At 63.0% G+C, this 19735-nt stretch carries 21 protein-coding genes; 8 read left to right on the forward strand and 13 right to left on the reverse strand.

What is annotated here, in order from left to right; translation table 11 throughout:
* Positions 1 to 220: 220 nt before the first annotated feature.
* The 3 genes from FJ492_RS04965 to FJ492_RS04975 form a co-directional block, all read right to left on the reverse strand.
* Positions 221 to 817, reverse strand: coding sequence for a LysE family translocator (locus FJ492_RS04965; protein WP_140768783.1), 597 nt, complete (start codon positions 815 to 817; stop codon positions 221 to 223).
* Positions 818 to 937: 120 nt separating this feature from the next.
* Positions 938 to 1513, reverse strand: coding sequence for an acetolactate synthase small subunit (ilvN, locus tag FJ492_RS04970; RefSeq protein ID WP_013894763.1), 576 nt, complete (start codon positions 1511 to 1513; stop codon positions 938 to 940).
* A gap of 76 nt (positions 1514 to 1589) precedes the next feature.
* Positions 1590 to 3386, reverse strand: coding sequence for an acetolactate synthase 3 large subunit (locus FJ492_RS04975; RefSeq protein WP_140768785.1), 1797 nt, complete (start codon positions 3384 to 3386; stop codon positions 1590 to 1592).
* 378 nt (positions 3387 to 3764) lie between these two features.
* On the opposite strand from FJ492_RS04975, the gene FJ492_RS04980 reads away from it, so the two are divergent.
* The 3 genes from FJ492_RS04980 to FJ492_RS04990 all read left to right on the forward strand — a co-directional run bounded on the left by FJ492_RS04980 (position 3765) and on the right by FJ492_RS04990 (position 6977).
* Positions 3765 to 3881 carry a helix-turn-helix domain-containing protein gene (locus FJ492_RS04980; protein WP_140715927.1) on the forward strand — a complete coding sequence of 39 codons (117 nt, stop codon included), beginning with the start codon at positions 3765 to 3767 and terminating at the stop codon, positions 3879 to 3881.
* A gap of 122 nt (positions 3882 to 4003) precedes the next feature.
* Positions 4004 to 4888, forward strand: a complete 885-nt coding sequence (locus FJ492_RS04985) for an AraC family transcriptional regulator (RefSeq protein ID WP_140768787.1) — start codon at positions 4004 to 4006, stop codon at positions 4886 to 4888.
* A gap of 280 nt (positions 4889 to 5168) precedes the next feature.
* Entirely contained in the window at positions 5169 to 6977 is a 1809-nt protein-coding gene (locus tag FJ492_RS04990) for an NAD(P)/FAD-dependent oxidoreductase (protein ID WP_140768789.1), read from the forward strand.
* A 189-nt stretch (positions 6978 to 7166) separates the two neighbouring features.
* On the opposite strand, the gene FJ492_RS04995 is transcribed toward FJ492_RS04990, so the two are convergent.
* Complete coding sequence (locus FJ492_RS04995; protein ID WP_140768791.1) at positions 7167 to 7751, reverse strand: HD domain-containing protein; 585 nt, start codon at positions 7749 to 7751, stop codon at positions 7167 to 7169.
* A complete protein-coding gene (locus tag FJ492_RS05000) occupies positions 7748 to 8899 on the reverse strand; it encodes a gamma-butyrobetaine dioxygenase (RefSeq protein ID WP_140768793.1) in 1152 nt (383 codons plus the stop codon). Before FJ492_RS05000 ends, FJ492_RS04995 begins: the two co-directional genes overlap by 4 nt.
* A gap of 118 nt (positions 8900 to 9017) precedes the next feature.
* On the opposite strand from FJ492_RS05000, the gene FJ492_RS05005 reads away from it, so the two are divergent.
* A complete protein-coding gene (locus FJ492_RS05005; protein ID WP_140768795.1) occupies positions 9018 to 9905 on the forward strand; it encodes a LysR substrate-binding domain-containing protein in 888 nt (295 codons plus the stop codon).
* A gap of 6 nt (positions 9906 to 9911) precedes the next feature.
* Here FJ492_RS05005 and FJ492_RS05010 read toward each other — a convergent pair whose 3' ends face one another.
* Genes FJ492_RS05010 through FJ492_RS05020 form a run of 3 tightly spaced genes read right to left on the reverse strand, consistent with a single transcriptional unit; the run spans position 9912 to position 11362 of the window.
* On the reverse strand, positions 9912 to 10442 hold the full coding sequence (locus FJ492_RS05010) for a GNAT family N-acetyltransferase (protein ID WP_140768797.1): 531 nt from the start codon (positions 10440 to 10442) through the stop codon (positions 9912 to 9914).
* A 43-nt stretch (positions 10443 to 10485) separates the two neighbouring features.
* Positions 10486 to 10794, reverse strand: a complete 309-nt coding sequence (locus tag FJ492_RS05015; protein ID WP_140768799.1) for a hypothetical protein — start codon at positions 10792 to 10794, stop codon at positions 10486 to 10488.
* A gap of 4 nt (positions 10795 to 10798) precedes the next feature.
* Positions 10799 to 11362, reverse strand: coding sequence for an XRE family transcriptional regulator (locus FJ492_RS05020; protein ID WP_140768801.1), 564 nt, complete (start codon positions 11360 to 11362; stop codon positions 10799 to 10801).
* A 154-nt stretch (positions 11363 to 11516) separates the two neighbouring features.
* On the opposite strand from FJ492_RS05020, the gene FJ492_RS05025 reads away from it, so the two are divergent.
* Positions 11517 to 13349, forward strand: coding sequence for an ATP-binding protein (locus tag FJ492_RS05025; RefSeq protein ID WP_140502770.1), 1833 nt, complete (start codon positions 11517 to 11519; stop codon positions 13347 to 13349).
* A gap of 201 nt (positions 13350 to 13550) precedes the next feature.
* On the opposite strand, the gene FJ492_RS05030 is transcribed toward FJ492_RS05025, so the two are convergent.
* Together FJ492_RS05030 and miaA are read right to left on the reverse strand one after the other, a co-directional pair.
* Positions 13551 to 14345, reverse strand: coding sequence for a GGDEF domain-containing protein (locus FJ492_RS05030; protein WP_027141716.1), 795 nt, complete (start codon positions 14343 to 14345; stop codon positions 13551 to 13553).
* Between the two features lie 105 nt (positions 14346 to 14450).
* Entirely contained in the window at positions 14451 to 15422 is a 972-nt protein-coding gene (gene miaA, locus FJ492_RS05035) for a tRNA (adenosine(37)-N6)-dimethylallyltransferase MiaA (RefSeq protein WP_140768803.1), read from the reverse strand.
* Here miaA and serB point away from each other — a divergent pair.
* Together serB and FJ492_RS05045 are read left to right on the forward strand one after the other, a co-directional pair.
* Positions 15406 to 16293, forward strand: a complete 888-nt coding sequence (serB, locus tag FJ492_RS05040) for a phosphoserine phosphatase SerB (protein ID WP_140768805.1) — start codon at positions 15406 to 15408, stop codon at positions 16291 to 16293. The genes miaA and serB overlap by 17 nt on opposite strands.
* Positions 16290 to 16862 carry a GNAT family N-acetyltransferase gene (locus FJ492_RS05045; protein ID WP_140747367.1) on the forward strand — a complete coding sequence of 191 codons (573 nt, stop codon included), beginning with the start codon at positions 16290 to 16292 and terminating at the stop codon, positions 16860 to 16862. Before serB ends, FJ492_RS05045 begins: the two co-directional genes overlap by 4 nt.
* A gap of 44 nt (positions 16863 to 16906) precedes the next feature.
* Here FJ492_RS05045 and FJ492_RS05050 read toward each other — a convergent pair whose 3' ends face one another.
* Complete coding sequence (locus FJ492_RS05050; protein WP_140768807.1) at positions 16907 to 18424, reverse strand: DegQ family serine endoprotease; 1518 nt, start codon at positions 18422 to 18424, stop codon at positions 16907 to 16909.
* Here FJ492_RS05050 and FJ492_RS29430 point away from each other — a divergent pair.
* Positions 18414 to 18539, forward strand: coding sequence for a hypothetical protein (locus FJ492_RS29430; RefSeq protein ID WP_281405555.1), 126 nt, complete (start codon positions 18414 to 18416; stop codon positions 18537 to 18539). The two genes, FJ492_RS05050 and FJ492_RS29430, sit on opposite strands and share 11 nt — an antisense overlap.
* Positions 18540 to 18569: 30 nt before the next feature.
* On the opposite strand, the gene FJ492_RS05055 is transcribed toward FJ492_RS29430, so the two are convergent.
* Together FJ492_RS05055 and FJ492_RS05060 are read right to left on the reverse strand one after the other, a co-directional pair.
* Positions 18570 to 18758, reverse strand: coding sequence for a DUF2065 domain-containing protein (locus FJ492_RS05055; RefSeq protein WP_027141711.1), 189 nt, complete (start codon positions 18756 to 18758; stop codon positions 18570 to 18572).
* A 6-nt stretch (positions 18759 to 18764) separates the two neighbouring features.
* Entirely contained in the window at positions 18765 to 19733 is a 969-nt protein-coding gene (locus FJ492_RS05060) for a protease modulator HflC (RefSeq protein ID WP_140502769.1), read from the reverse strand.
* Positions 19734 to 19735: the final 2 nt, after the last annotated feature.

The following is a 19735-nucleotide window of genomic DNA, read 5'->3' on the forward strand; positions in this document are numbered from 1 at the left end:
TCGACACGCCATAGCCAGGTGGTCGTATTCTAGCGCAATTCACGGCTCATTGCCGCGATTTCGCCGAATAGATAGGACGCGGGTTTGTCGGAAAAGGGCCAAAACACGGCATTACGAAGATTTAATGTGCACTGCACAATAGCTGTGCAGCCGGCTATCATTAAAGGCCGGAGGTCGGATGGGCTCCGAAAAATGGTCTCCGAGAGGGCAGCCTTATAATCTACCGCAACATCGGCCAAAGCGTCGCCGCCAGCAGCGCGCCCATGGCGATGTTGAACCATTTCAGCCGCACCGGATCCGAAAGGAAACCGCGCAACGCCGTGCCGAATCCAGCCCAAACCGAGACGCTGGGAAGGTTGACCACGGTGAAAGCCACACCAATCAGAATGACGGACAGGAATGGTCGTTCGGGATTGGTGTAAACGGCCATCGCGGTGATGGCCATCACCCAGGCCTTGGGGTTGACCCATTGGAAAGCCGCTGCATCGATGAACCGCATCGGCCGCGCATCCGTCTCGCCTTTGCCGCTGAGCGAGCGCGACATGGCGATCTTCCAGGCAAGGTAGAGCAGATAGACGGCACCGGCGATCTTCAGCCCGGTGTGCAGCGCGGGAAACGCGGTCAGCACCGCCCCCAGGCCGAGCCCGACGGCCAGGAGCAGCACAAGAAACCCGATACTGATGCCCAGCATGTGCGGCACGCTTCTGACCAGTCCAAAATTCACGCCTGATGCCAGCAGCATAAGATTGTTCGGCCCTGGCGTGATCGAGGTCACGAAGGCGTAGACAAGCAGTGCGAGGAATGCGTCGAGGGACATGATATCCTCCCAGATACGTCAGTGCTATTGTCTCTTTCCGACGGCTGCACAAAAGCCAGTGCCGACCGTTGGTCGCGCCAGTCCTGCACTCGTACAAAAATTCCGATGGGCTAAGTCGGCCTACATCCCCTGCGGGCCGCGGTTCATCGCCGCCACGCCGGTACGGCAGATCTCGACCAGGCCGAGCGGCTTCATAATGGCGATGAACTGGTCGAGCTTGGACCCCTTGCCGGTGATCTCGAAGATGAAATGCTCGGTGTTGGCGTCGATAACGCTGGCGCGGAAAGCGTCGGCCAGGCGCAGCGCCTCGACCCGGGCCTCGCCGGTGCCGGCAACCTTGACCAGCGCCAGTTCCCGCTCCAGCGGCCGCTCCTGCCCGAACTCGTGCGAACGCACGGTGAGATCGACCACGCGGTGCACCGGCACGATGCGCTCGAGCTGATGCTTGATCTGCTCCAGCACATGCGGCGTGCCGCGCGTCACGATAGTGATACGCGACAGGTGTTTTTCATGCTCGGTCTCCGAGACGGTCAGGCTCTCGATGTTGTAGCCACGCCCGGAAAACAGGCCGATGACCCGGGCGAGCACGCCCGGTTCGTTATCGACCAGCACGGAAAGCGTGTGGTTTTCCGGCCGTTCCGTTTCCTTGGCGATGAAGTAGGCGGAACCGGTGGGTTGAAGGTGCTGTGCGTTCATGACATGAATCTCAAATTCTGGATCTAACTATCTGTTTCCGCACGGCTTTTTGACAAGCCCTGCCTTGGCTCGTCGTCTACACCAGTTCCCGGCCTTTGGCGTCGATGGCATTGGCCACGGCCTCGTCGGTCGCCTCGTCGGGCAAAAGCATCTCGTTGTGCGCCTTGCCCGAAGGGATCATCGGGAAGCAGTTGGCGAGTGTCGCCACGCGGCAGTCGAACAGCACCGGTTTCCTGACCGAGATCATCTCCTTGATCGCGTCGTCGAGTTCGTCGGGCTTGTCGCAGCGAATGCCGTGGCCGCCATAGGCCTCGGCCAGCTTGACGAAGTCCGGCATCGCCTCGGTGTAGGAATGCGACAGCCGGTTGCCGTGCAGCAGCTGCTGCCACTGCCGCACCATGCCCATATACTGGTTGTTGAGGATGAAGATCTTGATCGGTGCGTCGTGCTGCACGGCGGCACTCATCTCCTGCATTGTCATCTGCACCGAGGCGTCGCCGGCGATGTCGACGACCAGTGCATCGGGATGCGCGATCTGCACGCCGAGCGCGGCCGGCAGGCCGTAACCCATCGTGCCCAGCCCGCCCGACGTCATCCAGCGGTTCGGCTTCTCGAAATGATAGTGCTGCGCCGCCCACATCTGATGCTGGCCGACCTCGGTGGTGATGTAGGTGTCCATGTTCTTGGTCAGTTCATAGAGCCGCTGGATGGCGTATTGCGGCATGATCACGTCGTTGTTCATCTTGAAGGCGAGTGAATCGCGCGCGCGCCATTTGGCGATCTGCTCCCACCAGGGATAGAGCGCCTTCTTGTCGGTCTTGGCGGTTGCCCGCCACAGCCGCACCATGTCTTCCAGCACCCGACCGACATCGCCGATGATAGGCACTTCGGTGTGGACGTTCTTGTTGATCGAGGACGGATCGATATCGATATGGATTTTTCGCGAATTCGGCGAGAAGGCATTCAGCCTGCCGGTGATACGGTCGTCGAAACGCGCGCCGATGCAGAGCATCACGTCGCAATCATGCATGGCCATGTTGGCTTCGTAGGTGCCGTGCATGCCCAGCATGCCCAGCCAGTTCTTGCCCGAAGCCGGATAGGCGCCGAGACCCATCAGCGTCGAGGTGATCGGGAAACCGGTGAGGTCCACCAGTTCGCGCAGGAGATGGCTCGCTTCCGCGCCGGAATTGATGACGCCGCCACCCGAATAGATGACCGGCTTCCTGGCGGTGGCCATCAGTTCGACCGCCGCCTTGATCTTGTCCAGGTCACCCTGGACCTTCGGCTGGTAGCTGGTGCGCGACGCGATCTGCGGCGGGACATAAAAGCCCTTGGCGAACTGCACGTCCTTCGGGATGTCGACCACGACCGGGCCGGGACGGCCGGTCGTCGCGACATGGAAGGCCTCGTGGATGGTCGCGGCGAGTTCGTTGACGTCCTTCACCAGCCAGTTGTGCTTGGTGCAGGGCCGCGTGATGCCGACCGTGTCGCATTCCTGGAACGCGTCGGAGCCGATCAGCGAAGTCGGCACCTGGCCGGTCAGGCAGACCAGCGGGATCGAGTCCATCAGCGCGTCCTGCAGCGGCGTCACCGCATTGGTGGCGCCGGGGCCTGATGTCACCAGCATGACACCGGCCTTGCCGGTCGAGCGCGCATAGCCCTCGGCGGCGTGGCCGGCGCCCTGTTCGTGCCGCACGAGAATGTGCTCGACCTCATCCTGCTGGAAAATCTCGTCGTAGATCGGGAGAACGGCGCCGCCCGGATAGCCGAAGACATGCTTGACGCCATTGTCCTTCAGCGCCTGCACCACCATTTCGGCGCCAGTCATTTCCCTACTTGCCATTTCGCGCCGCTCGTTCTGTCCATTGCTCATCGGTCTGGTCCCGTACTGTCGCCATTTGGGCGTTGCTGGTCGTTTAGTCGTGTTTCAGGCAATAAAAAAGGCCCCCGAGGGAGCCTGTGTGGTGCGCATGGGAGGTCTTCGCCCGGCGGTTACACCGCCTTGCCCACGCGCCTTCCTACGAGAATGAGTGCCGTTTTCATGGTGGCGGACCATAAAGGCGAACTCGCGGGGTCGTCAATGGGGGATGATGCGAATTCACTCGCCTGTGAGATAGGGCTTCGCTACGCGCTACCATAGTACAGTTGGGCCCATCCCATCGACACACACCACTATGCGACGCCGCCTGCCCCGGCCGCCCGACTGGGAGCGCCGCGTGCTCCATCCCCCGAGGATGAGCGCGCGTCGCCGATGGATACTCTCGTAGCCGCCGGCTGGGACATCTCCGAGGCGGCGCGGCGCCTCGGCGGCGACTGCACGACGGTGCATCGCCGCATGAAGCGGCTGCGGGTCGATGCTCCCAACTAGGCTGTAGACCCGCTCATAAACGGTCCTTGGCGCCGTTCTGCGACCTGTGACAAAACCGCAAGATCGGTCGAGCGCTTCAGGTCTGCCTGCCCATATTTGGTGCTGCCACGGAGAACGGAACGATGAAGGCGTCGCTTCAAAACTACCATGCCCGGATGCAACGCGTGCTGGATCACATCGACCAGCATTTGGACGGCAATCTGGACCTGGACGCGTTGAGCGGCATCGCGGCATTTTCCAAATACCATTTCCACCGGCAGTTCACGGCGACCTTCGGGTTGTCGGTGCATCGCTATGTCCAGCTTGCCCGTATGAAGCGTGCTTCGCACCGGCTGGCCTCGAACGAGGCCCAGAGCGTCACGGATATAGCGATGGATGCCGGTTACGATGCACCGGACGCCTTCGCCCGCGCCTTTCGGCAACGGTTCGGGCAATCGCCCTCGTCGTTCCGGAAGTCGCCCGACTGGGCACCGTGGCTTGCGGCCTTCGGGCCCTTGGACAACGCAAGGAGCAAGCTCATGCAGATTACCTATGAACAAGACGACGTCACGATCCGCGATATGCCTCCAACGCCGGTAGCGATCATGGAGCATCGAGGCGACCGCGCGACACTCGGCGACACCATCCAGCGGTTCATCACCTGGCGCAAGGCTGCTGGCCTGTCGCCCGAGACGAGCCCGACCTTCAACATCTTCCGTTCCGAGAGAATCCCCGCGGTTCCAGCCGATTACAGCATGGACCTGTGCGTCGGGACCGACCAGCCGATCGATGCCGATGACGAGCAGATGAAGGCTGGTGTGATCCCTGGCGGGCGCTGCGCGGTGTTGCGCGTCGTCCACAATACCCACAATCTGGAACCCGCCGCGCTCTACCTCTATCGCGACTGGCTCCCTGCCAGCGGCGAGGAAGCGCGTGACTTCCCGATCTATTGCCGACGACACTTTTCATTCTTCCCGAACGTGCCGGTGCATGACGTCGTCGTGGAATTGTTTCTGCCGCTAAAATAGCGCCCTGACGGGCCTGCCCCCCGATCGCAAGAAGTGGACAGGCCGCGATTCATCCGAATCTCGGTCTTTATGGGCTCACGGTCTGGTGTTGCATCGACTGTGGCGTACCATGGCGCACGCAACACCGCTGCAACGGCCCGCAATACCGGAATTCGTTGGGCCGACTGATTTCACTACGATTTCTACCGTGCAGCGTGGTTGGCATGCCCTTTGCGATGGCCTGAGGCACCATCTGGCGCCTGGAGGAGTCGCCATGAACCTGACAACTGGAGGAGAAACCATGCTCGAGAGAACACCCACAACGAAGGCGCAAGCGCTGCTCGACAAGTTTGGCAAGGCGCTGGATACCGGCGACATCGACGCGGCGGTCAACTGTTTCCAGGCGGATTGCTACTGGCGCGACCTCGTCACCCTCACCTGGAACCTGAGGACGATGGAGGGCCAGGACCAGGTCCGCGACATGCTGAAGGCAACGCTGGCTGAGACCCGGCCGAGCAACTGGAAAGTGGCCGACGGCGAGGAGGCGACCGAGGCGGACGGCGTCACCACCGCCTGGATCACCTTCGAGACCGAGGTGGCGCGCGGTTTCGGCCTGGTGCGGTTCAAGGGCGAGCTGATCTGGACCTTGCTCACCACCATGGCCGAACTCAAGGACCATGAGGAGAAGGCGGGCTTCACCCGGCCGCTCGGCGCCAAGCACGGCCACGGCAAGGACAGGAAATCCTGGCGCGAGGAGCGTGACGATGAACTCGCTGAACTCGGCCGCAGCAAGCAGCCCTATGTCGTGATCATCGGCGGCGGCCAAGGCGGCATCGCGCTCGGCGCGCGCCTGCGCCAGCTCGGCGTTTCAGCCATCATCATCGAGAAGAACGAGCGCCCCGGCGATTCCTGGCGCAAGCGCTACAAGTCGCTCTGCCTGCACGATCCGGTCTGGTACGACCATCTGCCCTATATCGATTTCCCCAAGAATTGGCCGGTCTTCGCGCCCAAGGACAAGATCGGCGACTGGCTCGAGATGTACACGAAGGTGATGGAGCTGAACTACTGGTCCTCCACCTCGGCGAAATCCGCGAAATACGACGAGAAGGCCAAGGAATGGACCGTTGTAGTCGAACGCGACGGCGAAGAGATCATCCTCAAGCCCAAGCAGTTGGTGCTGGCAACCGGCATGTCCGGCAAGGCGAACTGGCCGAAATACAAGGGCCAGGACATCTTCAAGGGCGAGCAGCAGCATTCCTCGACCCATCCCGGCCCGGACAAATACCGCGGCAAGAAGGTCGTGGTCATCGGCTCCAACAACTCCGCCCACGACATCTGCGCGGCTCTCTGGGAGGGTGGCGCCGACGTCACCATGGTGCAGCGTTCCTCCACGCACATCGTGAAGTCCGACACGCTTATGGATATCGGGCTGGGCGCGCTCTATTCGGAGCAAGCGGTCGAGAGCGGCATGACGACGCGCAAGGCCGACCTGATCTTCGCCTCCCTGCCCTACCACATCCTGCACGAATTCCAGATCCCGCTTTACCAGCAGATGAAGGAACGCGACGCCAACTTCTACGCGGACCTGGAAAAGGCCGGCTTCCTGCTCGACTGGGGCGATGACGGCTCGGGCCTGTTCATGAAATATCTGCGCCGCGGTTCAGGCTACTATATCGATGTCGGCGCCTGCGACCTCGTCATCGACGGCTCGATCAAGCTCAAGAGCGGACCAGGCGCGGCGGTGGAGGAGCTGACGCAAATCGGGGTCAAATTCGCCGATGGAACCGAATTGCCGGCCGATCTCGTGATCTACGCCACAGGCTACGGCTCGATGAACGGCTGGGCCGCGGACCTCATTTCCCAGGAGGTGGCGGACAAGGTCGGCAAGGTCTGGGGTCTTGGCTCCGACACCGCCAAGGATCCCGGCCCCTGGGAAGGCGAGCAGCGCAACATGTGGAAGCCGACCCAGCAGGAGGCGCTGTGGTTCCATGGCGGCAACCTCCATCAGTCGCGCCACTATTCGCAATATCTGGCGCTGCAGCTGAAGGCCAGACAGGTTGGCTTGCCCACACCGGTCTACGGATTGCAGGAGGTCCATCACAAGGGATAGCCCGTATCCCCGCATCACGATGGTGAGCCTTCGGCGACACCGAACGAAACGGCGGGAGTGAGCCCGCCGGGCTCACCGCTGGTCGGCGATGGCGTGAAACGCCCTCGTCAGCCAAACACTCGCGGCAGGTCTCCGGGCTACCGCATTCCGCCATCGAAGCAGAGGCACATGTCTCCTCCCGGTGACTGGTCAGGCGCGATTGGCGAAATCGTGCACGACGCGCTGCAGCAACGGCACATAGTCGCGAAACGCCCGCGTCCGCATATTGGCGACCTTGCCGCCCTCGTCCCAGATGCGAACCCGCACCGCTTCCTCATGGAACGGGTTCTTGCGGAACTCGGCCACCTCGTCGCCACTCATCGGTCCGCCCTGCAGCGACAGGGTGTGAACCGAAGCCGGCGACAGCTTGGAGAAATAGGTCGGGTCCGTGGCGCAGAGATAGCGCTTGGCGGCGACATGCAGCCGGACGCATTCGACGATGACCGGCGGGAAGAACGGCGCCAGCACCTCGCCGCCGGCCTCGTCATGGTGCTTGTCTTCGACATCGTCGGGCGAATAGGTGCCGAACTCGCTGGTGTAGTGGCCGATGTCGTGCAGCAGCGCGGCGGCCACCAGCACCTCGGGCGCTCGATCCTGTTCCGCCAGCCAAGCCCCCTGCAGCATGTGCTCGGACATCGTCACCGGCTCGCCGAGATAGGACTCGGCACCCCGGCGCTCGAAAATGTCGGCTATGAACTCGACGATGGTGTCCGCGTTCAGATCATGGCTGCTCATTCCGCCGCCTCCTTGAAGCCGTGTTCGATCGCCGCGAGCGTCGACAAAAGGCCGTCCTTGTCTGCGTAGCATCCCTGCAGCCAGCGCTTGCCGGTGCCGGAAAACGCCTTGCGGGCATGCATGACGCGAGTGTTGTCGACGATGAAGGCCTGTCCCGGTTCCAGCTTGAAGGTCACTTCAAAGGATGGATCCTCGATCAGCTCGGCAAAGCGGCGGTAGGCGGCGTAGTAACGATCCATGTCGGCGAACGGCACATCGACGGTCGGCGCCAGCGAGCGGTTGTTGAAGCGGATGCAGATCAGTTCGCCGTCGGGTCCAAGCTCGATCATCGGCCGTTTGGACTGCAGCCGCACGCCGGATGAACCTGCGTATTCGAACCGCGCCGCATGGGAGCTCAACAGCCGAAAACCTTCGGGGTTTTCCGCTTGCAAGGCAGCGGCGACGGCAAAGCCGTCGACCACGCTGGATTCGCCGCCCTCCACCGTGTTCTCGATGCAGGACAGGATCTGCAGCGTCGGCACCGGATCGCGATAGGGATTGTCGGTATGCGCCTGCAGGCCGAGATTGGTGTAGGCGAGGTTGTTCGGATTGACTTCGGCGCGCACGTCGAACCAGCGCCCGTAATTGGTTTCCCTGACGTAGCCGAACAGGTCGGACACCTTGCACAGCGCCCCGGATTCGGCCGGCAGCCCGTCCATCACCGCAAAGCCGTAAGTCCTTACCGCCGAAAGCCATTCGCGCAGCACACCGCGGCCATGGAAGGCCGCCGGATAGCTGGCGCGCGGCACCGAGTTCTGCATCGTCGCCCTGGTCCAGCGCTGGATGACATCGCCTGTCCAACCGGGCTGGCGTGTCTCCTCGCGATCATAGGCGTTTGCACGCAGCCAATGGGCGGGAAAGCTGACCGTCTTTCCCTCCGGTTCGAAGCTGATCTCCAGCGCCCCGGCCTTGACCGAAGCAGCGCCAATTCTCGTGCCGGCCGGAATGTCGAGGATGGTGACGAGCCGCTGGCCATTGCCGGCGCTACGCGTCTTGTCGTCCAGCGCATTGTCGCGCAGCCAGATGGCGTGAAAGCGGGTGCGCCTTCCGTCCTGCCAGCCAAGTTCGATTGTTCTGCCTTCGTCGCCGATCAGCGCGTGGGTCAACATAGAGATCAGGTCCTGTGTCTATCCGCCCACGGCCAGATCCGGGGCTTCGATTGCATGTTGAGCGGACCCCAGGCATAACTCAAATTATCATTTTTTAGCCAAAGGCCAAAATTTCATAATGGCTCGGAAAGCTATCCCCACGCTGCCTCCACTCGATTGGCTGCGCAGTTTCGAGGCTGCGGCACGGCTGTCGAATTTCACCGCGGCGGCAGCCGAACTCGGTCTGACCCAAGCGGCCGTCAGCCAGCATATCCGGCTGCTCGAGGAACGGCTGAAGACGCGGCTGTTCTCGCGGCTGGCGCGTGGAGTCGCGCTATCGCCCGAGGGCGCCGCCTACCTGCCCCACATCCAGTCGGCCTTCGCCACCATTGGCAGCAGCACCACGGAATTGTTCGAACCGCGCGCCGTCCGGACTGTCTCTATCCGGGTGCCGATCTCGTTTGCCTTGCTGGCATTGGTCCCGGCGCTGCCGGAGCTCGCCGAGGCGCTGCCGCGCGTCCAGCTCGATCTGGTGACGATCCACCGGCCGACCGACTACGATCTGCCGGGCTCGGCGCTCGACATTCGCTTCGGCAACGGATCCTTTCCTGGACGCGAGGCCGAGAGGCTGACCGCCGAGCGGCTTGTGCCGGTGGCAAGTCCGGCCCTCGCCAGTGCCGCCGACTGGATATCGCTGCCGCTGCTTCTCCTGGCCGGCGCGCGCGAGATGTGGTCGGAATGGTTCGCGGCGGCCGGATTGGCCGGCCATTCCCAGCGGTCGCATCGTTTCGACAGTTTCGTCGCCGCCATGGAGGCGGCAAGAGCCGGCGCCGGCGTGCTGCTGGGGTCCCGTCCTTTGATCGACGCGGCGCTCGACGACGGGGCGCTGGTCCCGCTTTCCGATTTTGAGCTCCCCAGCACGTCGGGGCATTTTCTGACCAGGCCGTCGACCGCGCATCTGACCAGTGCCGAGCAGGATTTCCGCCACTGGCTGCTAAAGCGCCTTGCCGGAAAAGCCCGGACCTGACTGGCGCTACGGCGACGCTGTGCCGATACGCTTCCAGTAGATTAGCGTGCCCGTCAGCCCGCCATGCGGCTTCAGCGCATAATCCGGTACCTCGCCGGCCAGGGTGAAGCCGAGCTTCTCATAAAGTCCTGAAGCACCCTCCTCCGTCGCCGTGTCCAGAACCAGCAGCGTGCGTCCCTTCTCCGCCGCGAGGCGTTCGGCGGCCCGCATCAGGCGTGTCCCGACACCCCTGCCCCGTTGCTCGGCTGATGTCATCAGCTTGGCAATCTCGGCCCGATGCGGCTGGTTGGGAGGACAGTCAAGCAGCAGCGTGACAGTGCCGACCAGAGCCCCGCCGTCCCATGCCCCAAGCACCACCCTTTGCCCTCGTGCCGCCGCGGCCAGCGACGTCTCCCAGAATGCCCTTGCCGCCTCCGGCGCCAGCGGATGCATGAAACTGACCGATCCGCCGGCGGCAACCGTTTCGACCAGCAGATCCGTCAGCAATGCGAGTGTTTCCTGGCTGGCGGTCAACGGCCCGATCTCTATGGCATTCATAGCTGGTCCTCTGGAAGCGATTGCTGGTATCGATAGCGCTGGGTCAGTCGAGATGGCTGGCACGCCGCCGCTTGCGCGCGGCCTTGATGGCGCTGATGCGTTCGGTGTCCTCTTCCCTGAGATGCCGGCCGCGCTCGAGGATTTCGAGCGTGTATTCCTCATAGGTCAGGCCCAGCCGTTCAGCCTTGTCCATGCGCATCAGCATCACTTCGCGGCTCGGCGCCTTCCATGCCTTGGCGTGCGCTGCCTGCCAGGCCAGGAAGATGTAAGGATCGCCCTTGCCCCATGGCGGCCCCTTGTAGTCGTCAAGCGGCGGCCCCCCATTATGGGAGCGCTTTGGCCGTCTTGCCATGATGTCAGCCCTTGACCAGAGCGACGAGATAGTCGGCGCCCGGCCCCAGCGCATGGAAGGTGCAGTCCGACGGTGCCCCGAGCGCCAGGCAGTCGCCCGGCTCGAGCCTGTGCACCTGATCGCCTTCGGTGAATTCGAGTTGTCCCGAGATCAGCCAGATCTGCTGCTTGATGAAAGCATAGGAAGCCGCGGGCAAGCTGACCTTCGTGCCCGCGGGCAGATGGACCTTGATCAGTTCGAGCGGCATGTCGCAGGCCGGCGACAGATGCCGCCTGACATAGCCTGTATCGGGATCGCGCCACACCGGCTGGTCGGCCGCGCGCAGCAGCCCGCCGCCTTGCAATTCCGCGCGCGCGATAAGGGTCGACAGCGTCATGCCGAAGGCCGCCGCAATGCGCACCAGAAGCGCGGCCGTCGGGCTGGTCATTCCGCGCTCGATCGTGCTCAGCATCGCCTTGGAAACGCCCGACCGTTCTGCGAGTTCGGCCAGCGACCAATCCCGCATGATCCTCTCGGCATGAATGCGCCTGCCGATGGTCGAGGAAATATCGTTCGCTATATCATCCATTCGTCCATTATAATGAAACAAAAGCGCGAGTGAAGAGCCATCTCACGATAATTTTTACGAAGGCCTTAATCCTCTCTACACCATCCGACCTCATCCGACCTTAACCCCGTTCCTGTAGCGTCCGGTCTCCAGGGAAATGGGGATTGGCCTGTCCATGTATGTCGAACGCGAGGCTTCCGTCGGAGAACCGACATCGCAGGAGCGCCGCAACGCAGAACAGAACGATCGGCGCATCCTGGGCAACGTCGTGCAATGCGACGGCGCGCGCGCCACCATCAGCGCCTATGCCGACGATGTCGACGGCGCGGTCACCGGCCTGTGGACGGTGGGCAAGATGATCTCCATCAATCTGGGCACGACGCGCACCGTTGGCCTGGTTTATGCGATCGGCAAGTCGGATCGCGCCTGGAGCAATGAGGGCCAGAACGCCATCGAGGTCAGCATCGAGCTGATCGGCGAAGTGCGCGACGGCGCCGAACCCGGTGCCAAGCCGATCTTCGACCGCGGCATCACCAGCTATCCGCATATCGGCGCCGTCGCGCACCGCATCCGCACCCGCGACCTGCAGGCGGTCTATGACCTGGCCGGCCGCCATTCCATCACCATCGGCTCCCTGGCGCAGGACGAGGCGATCGCCGCCAACATCGCCATCGACGACACGCTGGCGCGCCATTTCGCCATTGTCGGCACGACCGGCGTCGGCAAGTCCACCGCCGTGTCGCTGCTGCTGCGCAAGTCGATCGCGGCGCGACCGGACCTGCGCATCCTGATCCTCGATCCGCACAATGAGTTCGCGGCCTCGCTGCCCGAATATTGCGTAAGGGTCGATTCCAAGACGCTCGACCTGCCGTTCTGGATGTTCACGCTGGAGGAATTCGCCGAAGTGCTGTTTCGCGGACGCGAAACGGTGCCGGAAGAGATCGATGCCCTTCGCGACCTCGTTCCGCTCGCCAAGAACCTCTATCGCAACCCCGGTTCAGGCGCCTACCTGAGGCGCGGCAGCGATGCGTTGACCGCCGATACGCCGGTACCTTACCGCATCGCCGACCTGCTCAAGCAGATCGACGAGCGCATGGGCATGCTCGAAAGCAAGACCGATCGTCCTACCCTCAAATCGCTGAAGACGCGCATCGAATCGGCGGCTGCCGATCCGCGCTACCGCTTCATGTTCAATTCGCGCCTGATCGAGGACACCATCCACGAGACGATCGGCAACATCTTCCGCGTGCCGCATCATGGCCGCCCGGTAACCTGCTTCGAGATGGCCGGCATGCCCTCGGAAGTGGTCAATTCCGTCTGTTCGGTGCTGGCGCGCCTGGCCTTCGACCTCGCTTTGTGGAGCGAAGGCAAGCTGCAGCTCCTGTTTTTATGCGAGGAAGCGCATCGCTATATGCCAGCCGATCCGCGCCTCGGCTTCGCGCCGACCAGGCATGCGCTGTCGCGCATCGCCAAGGAAGGCCGAAAATATGGCTGTTATCTCGGCGTCGTCACCCAGCGCCCAGGCGAGCTGGACCCGACCATCCTGTCGCAATGCTCGACCTTCTTCGCCATGCGGCTCGCCAATGAGCAGGACCAGGCGATCATCCGCTCGGCAATCGCCGACTCGTCCGCCTCCACGCTCGCGTTCCTGTCCTCCATGGGCCAGCGCGAAGCTATCGCCTTCGGCGAAGGCGTGGCGACCACCATGCGGCTGAAATTCGAGAGATTGCCCGCTCACCTGCTTCCCGGCACGGCCAAGCGCGAGGAAGAAGTGACGTCGAAGGCCGGTGAGGTCGATCTGGTGGCGATCGTCGAGCGGCTGCGCAACGTACCGAAACCGCAGAGCCAGGCAATGGCTTTCGCCGAGGTGGTCGATTCCGGCCGGCAGGCCGGCGACCCCGACTACCGCAAAGCGCCGGCGGCGGCGCGCGTGCAGTCGGACGAAGATTTCGACACGCGCTACGGCCTCAAGCCAGCCACCTTCGGCCTGCGTCCGCAGAACGATTGAGGCTGAGCGCTGCTTTCGCGTCAAATTTCCGTGGTTCTGCTTCGTCGGAAAGCTCGGCTAAATCCCGTCAGGAAATTCGTCAGGCTGAGTCGATTGGTGTCGACTTCGAGAACCGGAGCGGAGCGGGTTCTTGGTCCGTGAGCAACGGAAGCGCAGACGTCGGCATCAAACGGCCAGCATCACGAATTTAGTGACGGGATTTTAGGCGCAGACGCGATTGCGGCCTTGCCTCTTGGCTTCGTAGAGCTGGCGGTCGGCGCGGCGGTAGAATTCCTCGGCGGTTTCCTTGCGGTCCCAGACGGCGAGGCCGACGCTGGTCGTGATCTTGAGCCGGACATTGTTGCCGGAGAGGATCGACATGTTGGCGATCGCCTTGCGGATGCGCTCGGCGAATTTGGCCAGGAGGTCCGCCTCCATGTTGGGCGTGACCACGGCGAACTCCTCACCGCCCAGGCGCGCCACCACATCGTGGAAACGTGTCATGTCCTTGAGGCATCTGGCGACAGCCTTGAGCACCTCGTCGCCGACGTCGTGGCCGTGGGTATCGTTGACCTGCTTGAAGTGGTCGAGATCGAGGATCATCAGCCCGACCGGCTTTTCGATGCGCCGGAACTCCTCGAGATATTCCTTCAGCGCGTCGTCGAAATAGCGGCGATTCTGCATGCCCGTCAGACCGTCCGTCAGGGCGGCATGCTCGAACGTCTCGGAGCGGGCACTGAGCGAAACCGTCATGGCGCGCAGCTTGCCTTCTTCCGTCGCCTGTTTGCGGATCAGCGGGTAGATGAAGAAGATGCCGAAAAACAGTGCGGTCGCGAGCAGAACGCCCGTCGCGAACAACAGCTTGTTGAGGTAGATGACCTTGTCCAGGCCCGAAGGCGTATGGAGCTCGGTGGCGAAGGATTGCAAGAGCCCATAGGCGTGCAGCGTCACCAGGCCAGCAGCGAGGATCACGAAAATAAAGACGAAAAAAGCGGATTCCGCCTTATGGAAACGCATCTGCTCCCCGATGGAAAAGTGCCCACCGACCTTATGGCAGCGACCGCCTTACGGAGCGTTAATTCCGGCAACTTCGGCGGGAACCTTGCCCTCAAGGTCAACTTTTTAGGTTGCATTAGCAACAAGTGTTTGGATCGTGGTTTCGCAATCGTCACCGGGGCGCAGTCTCTGCCATTCCGGCCCCAGCTGATGGCGAAACCAGGTCCCCTGCCGCTTGGCATATTGCCTTGTCGCGATCTTGGCGCGCTCGATCGCCTCGGGAAAGCTCGATTGCCCTGCCATCGCAGCCTGCAGTTCGCGAACCCCGATCGCCTTCATCGCCGGCAGGTCCGGATCCAGATGAAGGGTCGCAAGCTGCTTGACTTCCTCCAGCGCGCCCTTGTCCAGCATCCGGTCGAAACGTCTTTCGATGCGGTCGACCAACGCCGCCCGATCCGGCTCGATGACCAGGAAATGCGCGCTCTGCCTGTCGATCAGCGGCCGGCCGCGCTCGGCCTGCCATTCCAGGATCGATCGGCCGGACGCGTCGAGCACCTCGAGCGCCCGCACGATGCGCTGGCTGTCGGTTGGCTTCAGCTGCATGGCGGCTCTCGAATCCTCACGCAACAACAAGGCGTGCAGCTTGACCGCGCCTTGCTCTTTCAACTCATAGCGCCAGCGATCGCGGATCCGCTGCGGAATGTCGGGCATTTCCGAAATACCCTCGGTCAGCGCGCGAAAATAAAGGCCGGTGCCGCCGACGAAGATTGGCCGCCGCGAGAGTGTTCCGTCATCGATCAGTTTCATCACGTCGCGCAGCCAGGCGCCGGTCGAGTAAGCGGAGCCGGGATGGACATGCCCATAGAGAAAATGCGGCGCTCTTGCGAGCTCGGCCGCCTCCGGCCGGGCGGTCAGGACGTCGAGAACCGAATAGACCTGCATGGAATCGGTGTTGACGATGACGCCACCTGTGCGTTCGGCCAATTCGAGCGCCAGTGCCGACTTGCCGCTGGCGGTTGGTCCGGCTATCAGGATCGCGTTCTTCACGCGGCCTTCGCCCGCATCCGCGCCGGAATTCTCGATGCCGCTCGTTGCCACGCTTGTTTCCCATTCCGCTGACCGCGCTCTGTCGCCGTCGCTTGCGAATATGGCCTCACGGTCGGTGGGCGCAAGCGCTGTCGTCTGGCTGGCCGAAGGCATTGCCTGTGATCTTGCCCTGCCGCCAGAGGCGCAGGCTGATGAAACGACTGCAAGGCTTCGCGCCGCATTGGCCGTTGAGCCCATCGATGTGATCGTCCAGCAGGCTGAAACACGCCGCAAGAAAATCCTTATCGCCGATATGGATTCGACCATGATCGACCAGGAGTGCATTGACGAACTGGCCGACGAGATCGGCGTCAAGGATCACGTGGCGGCCATCACCGCGCGGTCGATGAATGGCGAGATCGCCTTCGAGCCGGCACTGCGCGAGCGCGTGGCACTGCTCAAGGGTCTCGATGCCGCCGTGGTCGAGCATATCGTCGCCAATCGGCTGACGCTGGCCTCGGGCGGCCGCGCGCTGGTCCAGACCATGCGCGCCAACGGCGCCTGGACTGCACTCGTCTCGGGCGGTTTCGAGGTCTTCACCACGCGCATCGCTGCGATGCTTGGCTTTCAGGAAAACCGCGCCAACAGCCTGCTCGACCAGGATGGACGCTTCACCGGGCTGGTCGGCGAGCCGATCCTCGGCCGCGCCGCCAAGGCCGAGGCGCTGCTCGAAATCTGCGCGCGCCTTGGCTTGACGCCGGCCGATGCCATCGCCGTTGGCGACGGCGCCAACGATCTCGACATGATCCGCCTGGCCGGCACCGGTGTCGCGCTCCATGCCAAGCCTAGCGTCGCGGCGCAGGCAAAAGTCCGGATCGACCATGCCGACCTAACCGCGCTGCTCTATCTGCAGGGCTACCGGCGGGAAGAATTCGTGCAATGAAACCAATCCGTACCAAACGACTGATCCTGCGCAATTGGGAGGATCGCGACCGCCAACTGTTCCATCGCATCAATTCCGATGAACGCGTGATGGAGTTCTTCCCGTTTCGCCGCGACCGTGCCGCCGCCGACGCCAAGATGGATGAGTTCCGCGCCGCCATCGATCGCGACGGCATTGGCTTCGCCGCCGCTGAGATCGCTGCCACGGGCGAATGCATCGGCTTTGTCGGCATAACCGGAACCGATCACCTGCCGTTCCTGCCGGCCAGCATGATCGAGATCGGTTGGCGGCTGGCGCCCGAATTTTGGGGCAAGGGCTATGTCACCGAGGCCGCCGAGGCATGGCTGGCGTACGGTTTCGAGACATTGGCCCTCGACGAAATCGTTTCCTTCGCCGTCGCCGACAACCGCCGCTCGACTGCCGTCATGGAACGTCTCGGCATGACAGCCGATCCCTCCGCCGATTTCGATCATCCCGGCATTCCCGACAGCCATCCCGCGCTCAAGCGGAATGTGTTCTACCGGCTTTCTAGCCAAGACTGGCAGGCAAGAAAAAGGGCGGCTCTCTAACCGCCCTTTCCGTCAAAATCAGGTTTTGCAGGTCCTGCCGGACATCAATCCATCCGGATTGTCACGAACCTGAGCTCACCGGTCTTCGAAGCCAGCATCAGCAGCGCATTCTTGCGCCCCTGCTCCTTCAGCGCGCCAATCCTGTCCATGACGTCCTTGGGCGTGGCGACCGATTCCTGCGCGATCTCGGTGATCACTTCGCCCGGCTGGATACCGCGTTCGGCGGCGGCGGAGTCCTTTGCCACGTCGGTGATGACGACGCCGGAGACATCTCCGGCGATGCTGAACTTCTTGCGCGTCTCGTCATTGAGTTCGCCGACCGTCATGCCAAGCACTGCGGCGGTCGAGACAGCCGGAGCCTTGTCGCCGCCCTTGTTCTGGTCGGTGTTGCCATTCTCGCCGCTGGCGAGCTTCTCGCCATCCTCGAGCCGGCCGAGCGTCACCTTCACCGTCTGCTCGACGCCCTTGCGCACGATCAGCACGTCGACGGCCTTGCCCACTGGGCTTTCGGCCACGACGCGCGGCAGGTCGCGCATTTCATGGATGTCCTTGCCGTCGAACTTGATGACGACGTCGCCGGCCTGGATGGTGCCGTTGTCGACTGGTCCGCCCTTGATGACGCCGGCCACCAGCGCGCCCTTGGCGGTCGCCATGCCCAGGCTTTCCGCGATGTCGTCCGTCACCGGCTGGATGCGCACGCCGAGCCAGCCGCGCCGCGTCTCGCCATATTGGCGCAACTGCTCGACGACGCCCGAGGCGAGCTGCGAGGGAATGGAGAAGCCGATGCCGATCGAGCCGCCGGACGGCGAAATGATCGCGGTGTTCATGCCGATGACCTCGCCGGCGCTGTTGAACAGCGGTCCGCCCGAATTGCCGCGGTTGATCGCCGCATCGGTCTGGATGAAATCGTCATAAGGGCCCGAATTGATGTCTCGGTTGCGTGCCGAGACGATGCCGACGGTGACGGTGCCGCCGAGGCCAAACGGATTGCCGACCGCCATCACCCAGTCGCCGACGCGCATCTTGGTGGAATCGCCGAATTTCACCGCCGTCAGCTTGTGGCCTTTCGGATCGACCTTCAGCACCGCGACGTCGGTCTTGGTATCGGTGCCGACCAGCGTCGCCTTCAAGGTCACGCCATCGGAAAAATTGACCTCAATGTCGTCGGCATCGGCGATCACGTGGTTGTTGGTGACGACGATGCCTTGCTCGGCGTCGATGACGAAACCCGAACCGAGCGATTGCACCTTCTGGGACCCATTGTCCTTGTCGCCACCGCGGTTCTTGAAGAAGTCGTCGAAGAAGTCCTGGAAGGGGGAGCCTTCGGGCAGCTGCGGCATCGGCACGGCGCCCGGCCCTTCGGTGCCCTTCACCGTCTGCGAGGTCGAGATGTTGACCACTGCGCCGAGCACGCCTTGCGCCAGGTCGGCGACCGAGGCAGGCCCGTCGGCGGCGAATGTCGGCGTCACGAAGGACGGGATGGCGGCAGTGCCCAGGACAAGCGCTGCCGAACCGGCGACCAACGTCCGTCGAGCGGTGCGCAAAAGGGTGTTGGATGTCATCGAGAAGCCTCCCGGCATTTCTGAAAGAGAAAAGCGCTTCGACGAAAACGCCGTGTCGCGCCATGATGGCAAGAAATACGGCACGTTTGCGGCTATGGCTATCGGCGGAGTGTAAATCGAGTGTTATTCCGCAAACCGGACGCCTTTACCCGCCCCGCACCAGCCAGACGATGCCGACACCGATGGCGATGGCGGCCAGCCCGCCAATCCGCAGTGCATTCTCCGGCATCGACAGCACTTCGCCCGCGAGCTTCCTCGCAAAGCGGGGGAAGCCGCCATAGACCAGGCCCTCTATGACAAGGACCAGGCCTATCGCCGCGAAGAAGTCCTGCACCGGCCGTTACTGGCCGGTGCTGGGCTGTGTCGTCGGCGCAGCGGGTGACGCCGCCGGCGCGGCGGGTGCCGGCGATGTCGGCTTCGCCGGCCCTTCCTTGCCGTCGGGATCGCGGAAGTAGCGGAAGAACTCCGAGCTTGGCGACAGCACCATGGTGGTCCCGGTGCTGTCCAGCGCGGTGCCATAGGCATTCATCGACCGGTAGAAGTCGAAGAAGGCCGGATCACGCTGATAGGCTCCCGCGAAGGTGGCGCTGCGCTGGGCTTCGCCCTCGCCGCGCAGGATTTCGGACTCCTTCCGCGCTTCGGCAACGATCTCGACCACTTCACGATCGGCGCGTGCCGTAATGCGCTGTGCCGCTTCGTTGCCGCGTGCCCTCAGCCGCGCGGCCTCAGCCAGGCGTTCCGCCTTCATGCGGTCGTAGGTCTGCTGTGAAACTTCGGCCGTCAGATCGGTGCGGCGGATGCGGACATCCTCGATCTGCAAGCCGAGCGATGTGGCGTCGGGCCTGAGCTGATCGCGAACTTCGCGCATCATCACGGCACGCTCTTCGGAGAGCGCGGCCTCGAAATCGCGCAGGCCGTAGACGCGGCGCAAGGCAGCGTCGAGACGCGTCCTGAGCCGCGCTTCGGCCAGTTCGATCTGACCCGACACCGCCGCACGGAAGACGCGCGGATCCGAGATGCGGTAGGCGATGAAGGCATCGACCTCATAGAACTTGCCGCCCGACACCTGGACGCGAATGTTGTCGAGATCGAAGCGCAGCACCCTGTTCTCGATCAGCTGCACCGTGTCGGCGTCGAAGAAGGAGAACGGCGCCTTGAAGTAGATGCCTGGCTCGCTCTTGACGTCAACGATCTCGCCGAAACGGAGCACCAGCGCCTGCTGGCGCGCATTGACCACGAAGACCGAGGAATAGATCAGGAACAGGATGACCGCCGCTACGACGACGAAGATGGGAAGACGGTTGGCCATCA

It is taken from the genome of Mesorhizobium sp. B2-5-4 (assembly GCF_006441095.1).
Taxonomy (GTDB): Bacteria; Pseudomonadota; Alphaproteobacteria; order Rhizobiales; family Rhizobiaceae; genus Mesorhizobium; species Mesorhizobium salmacidum.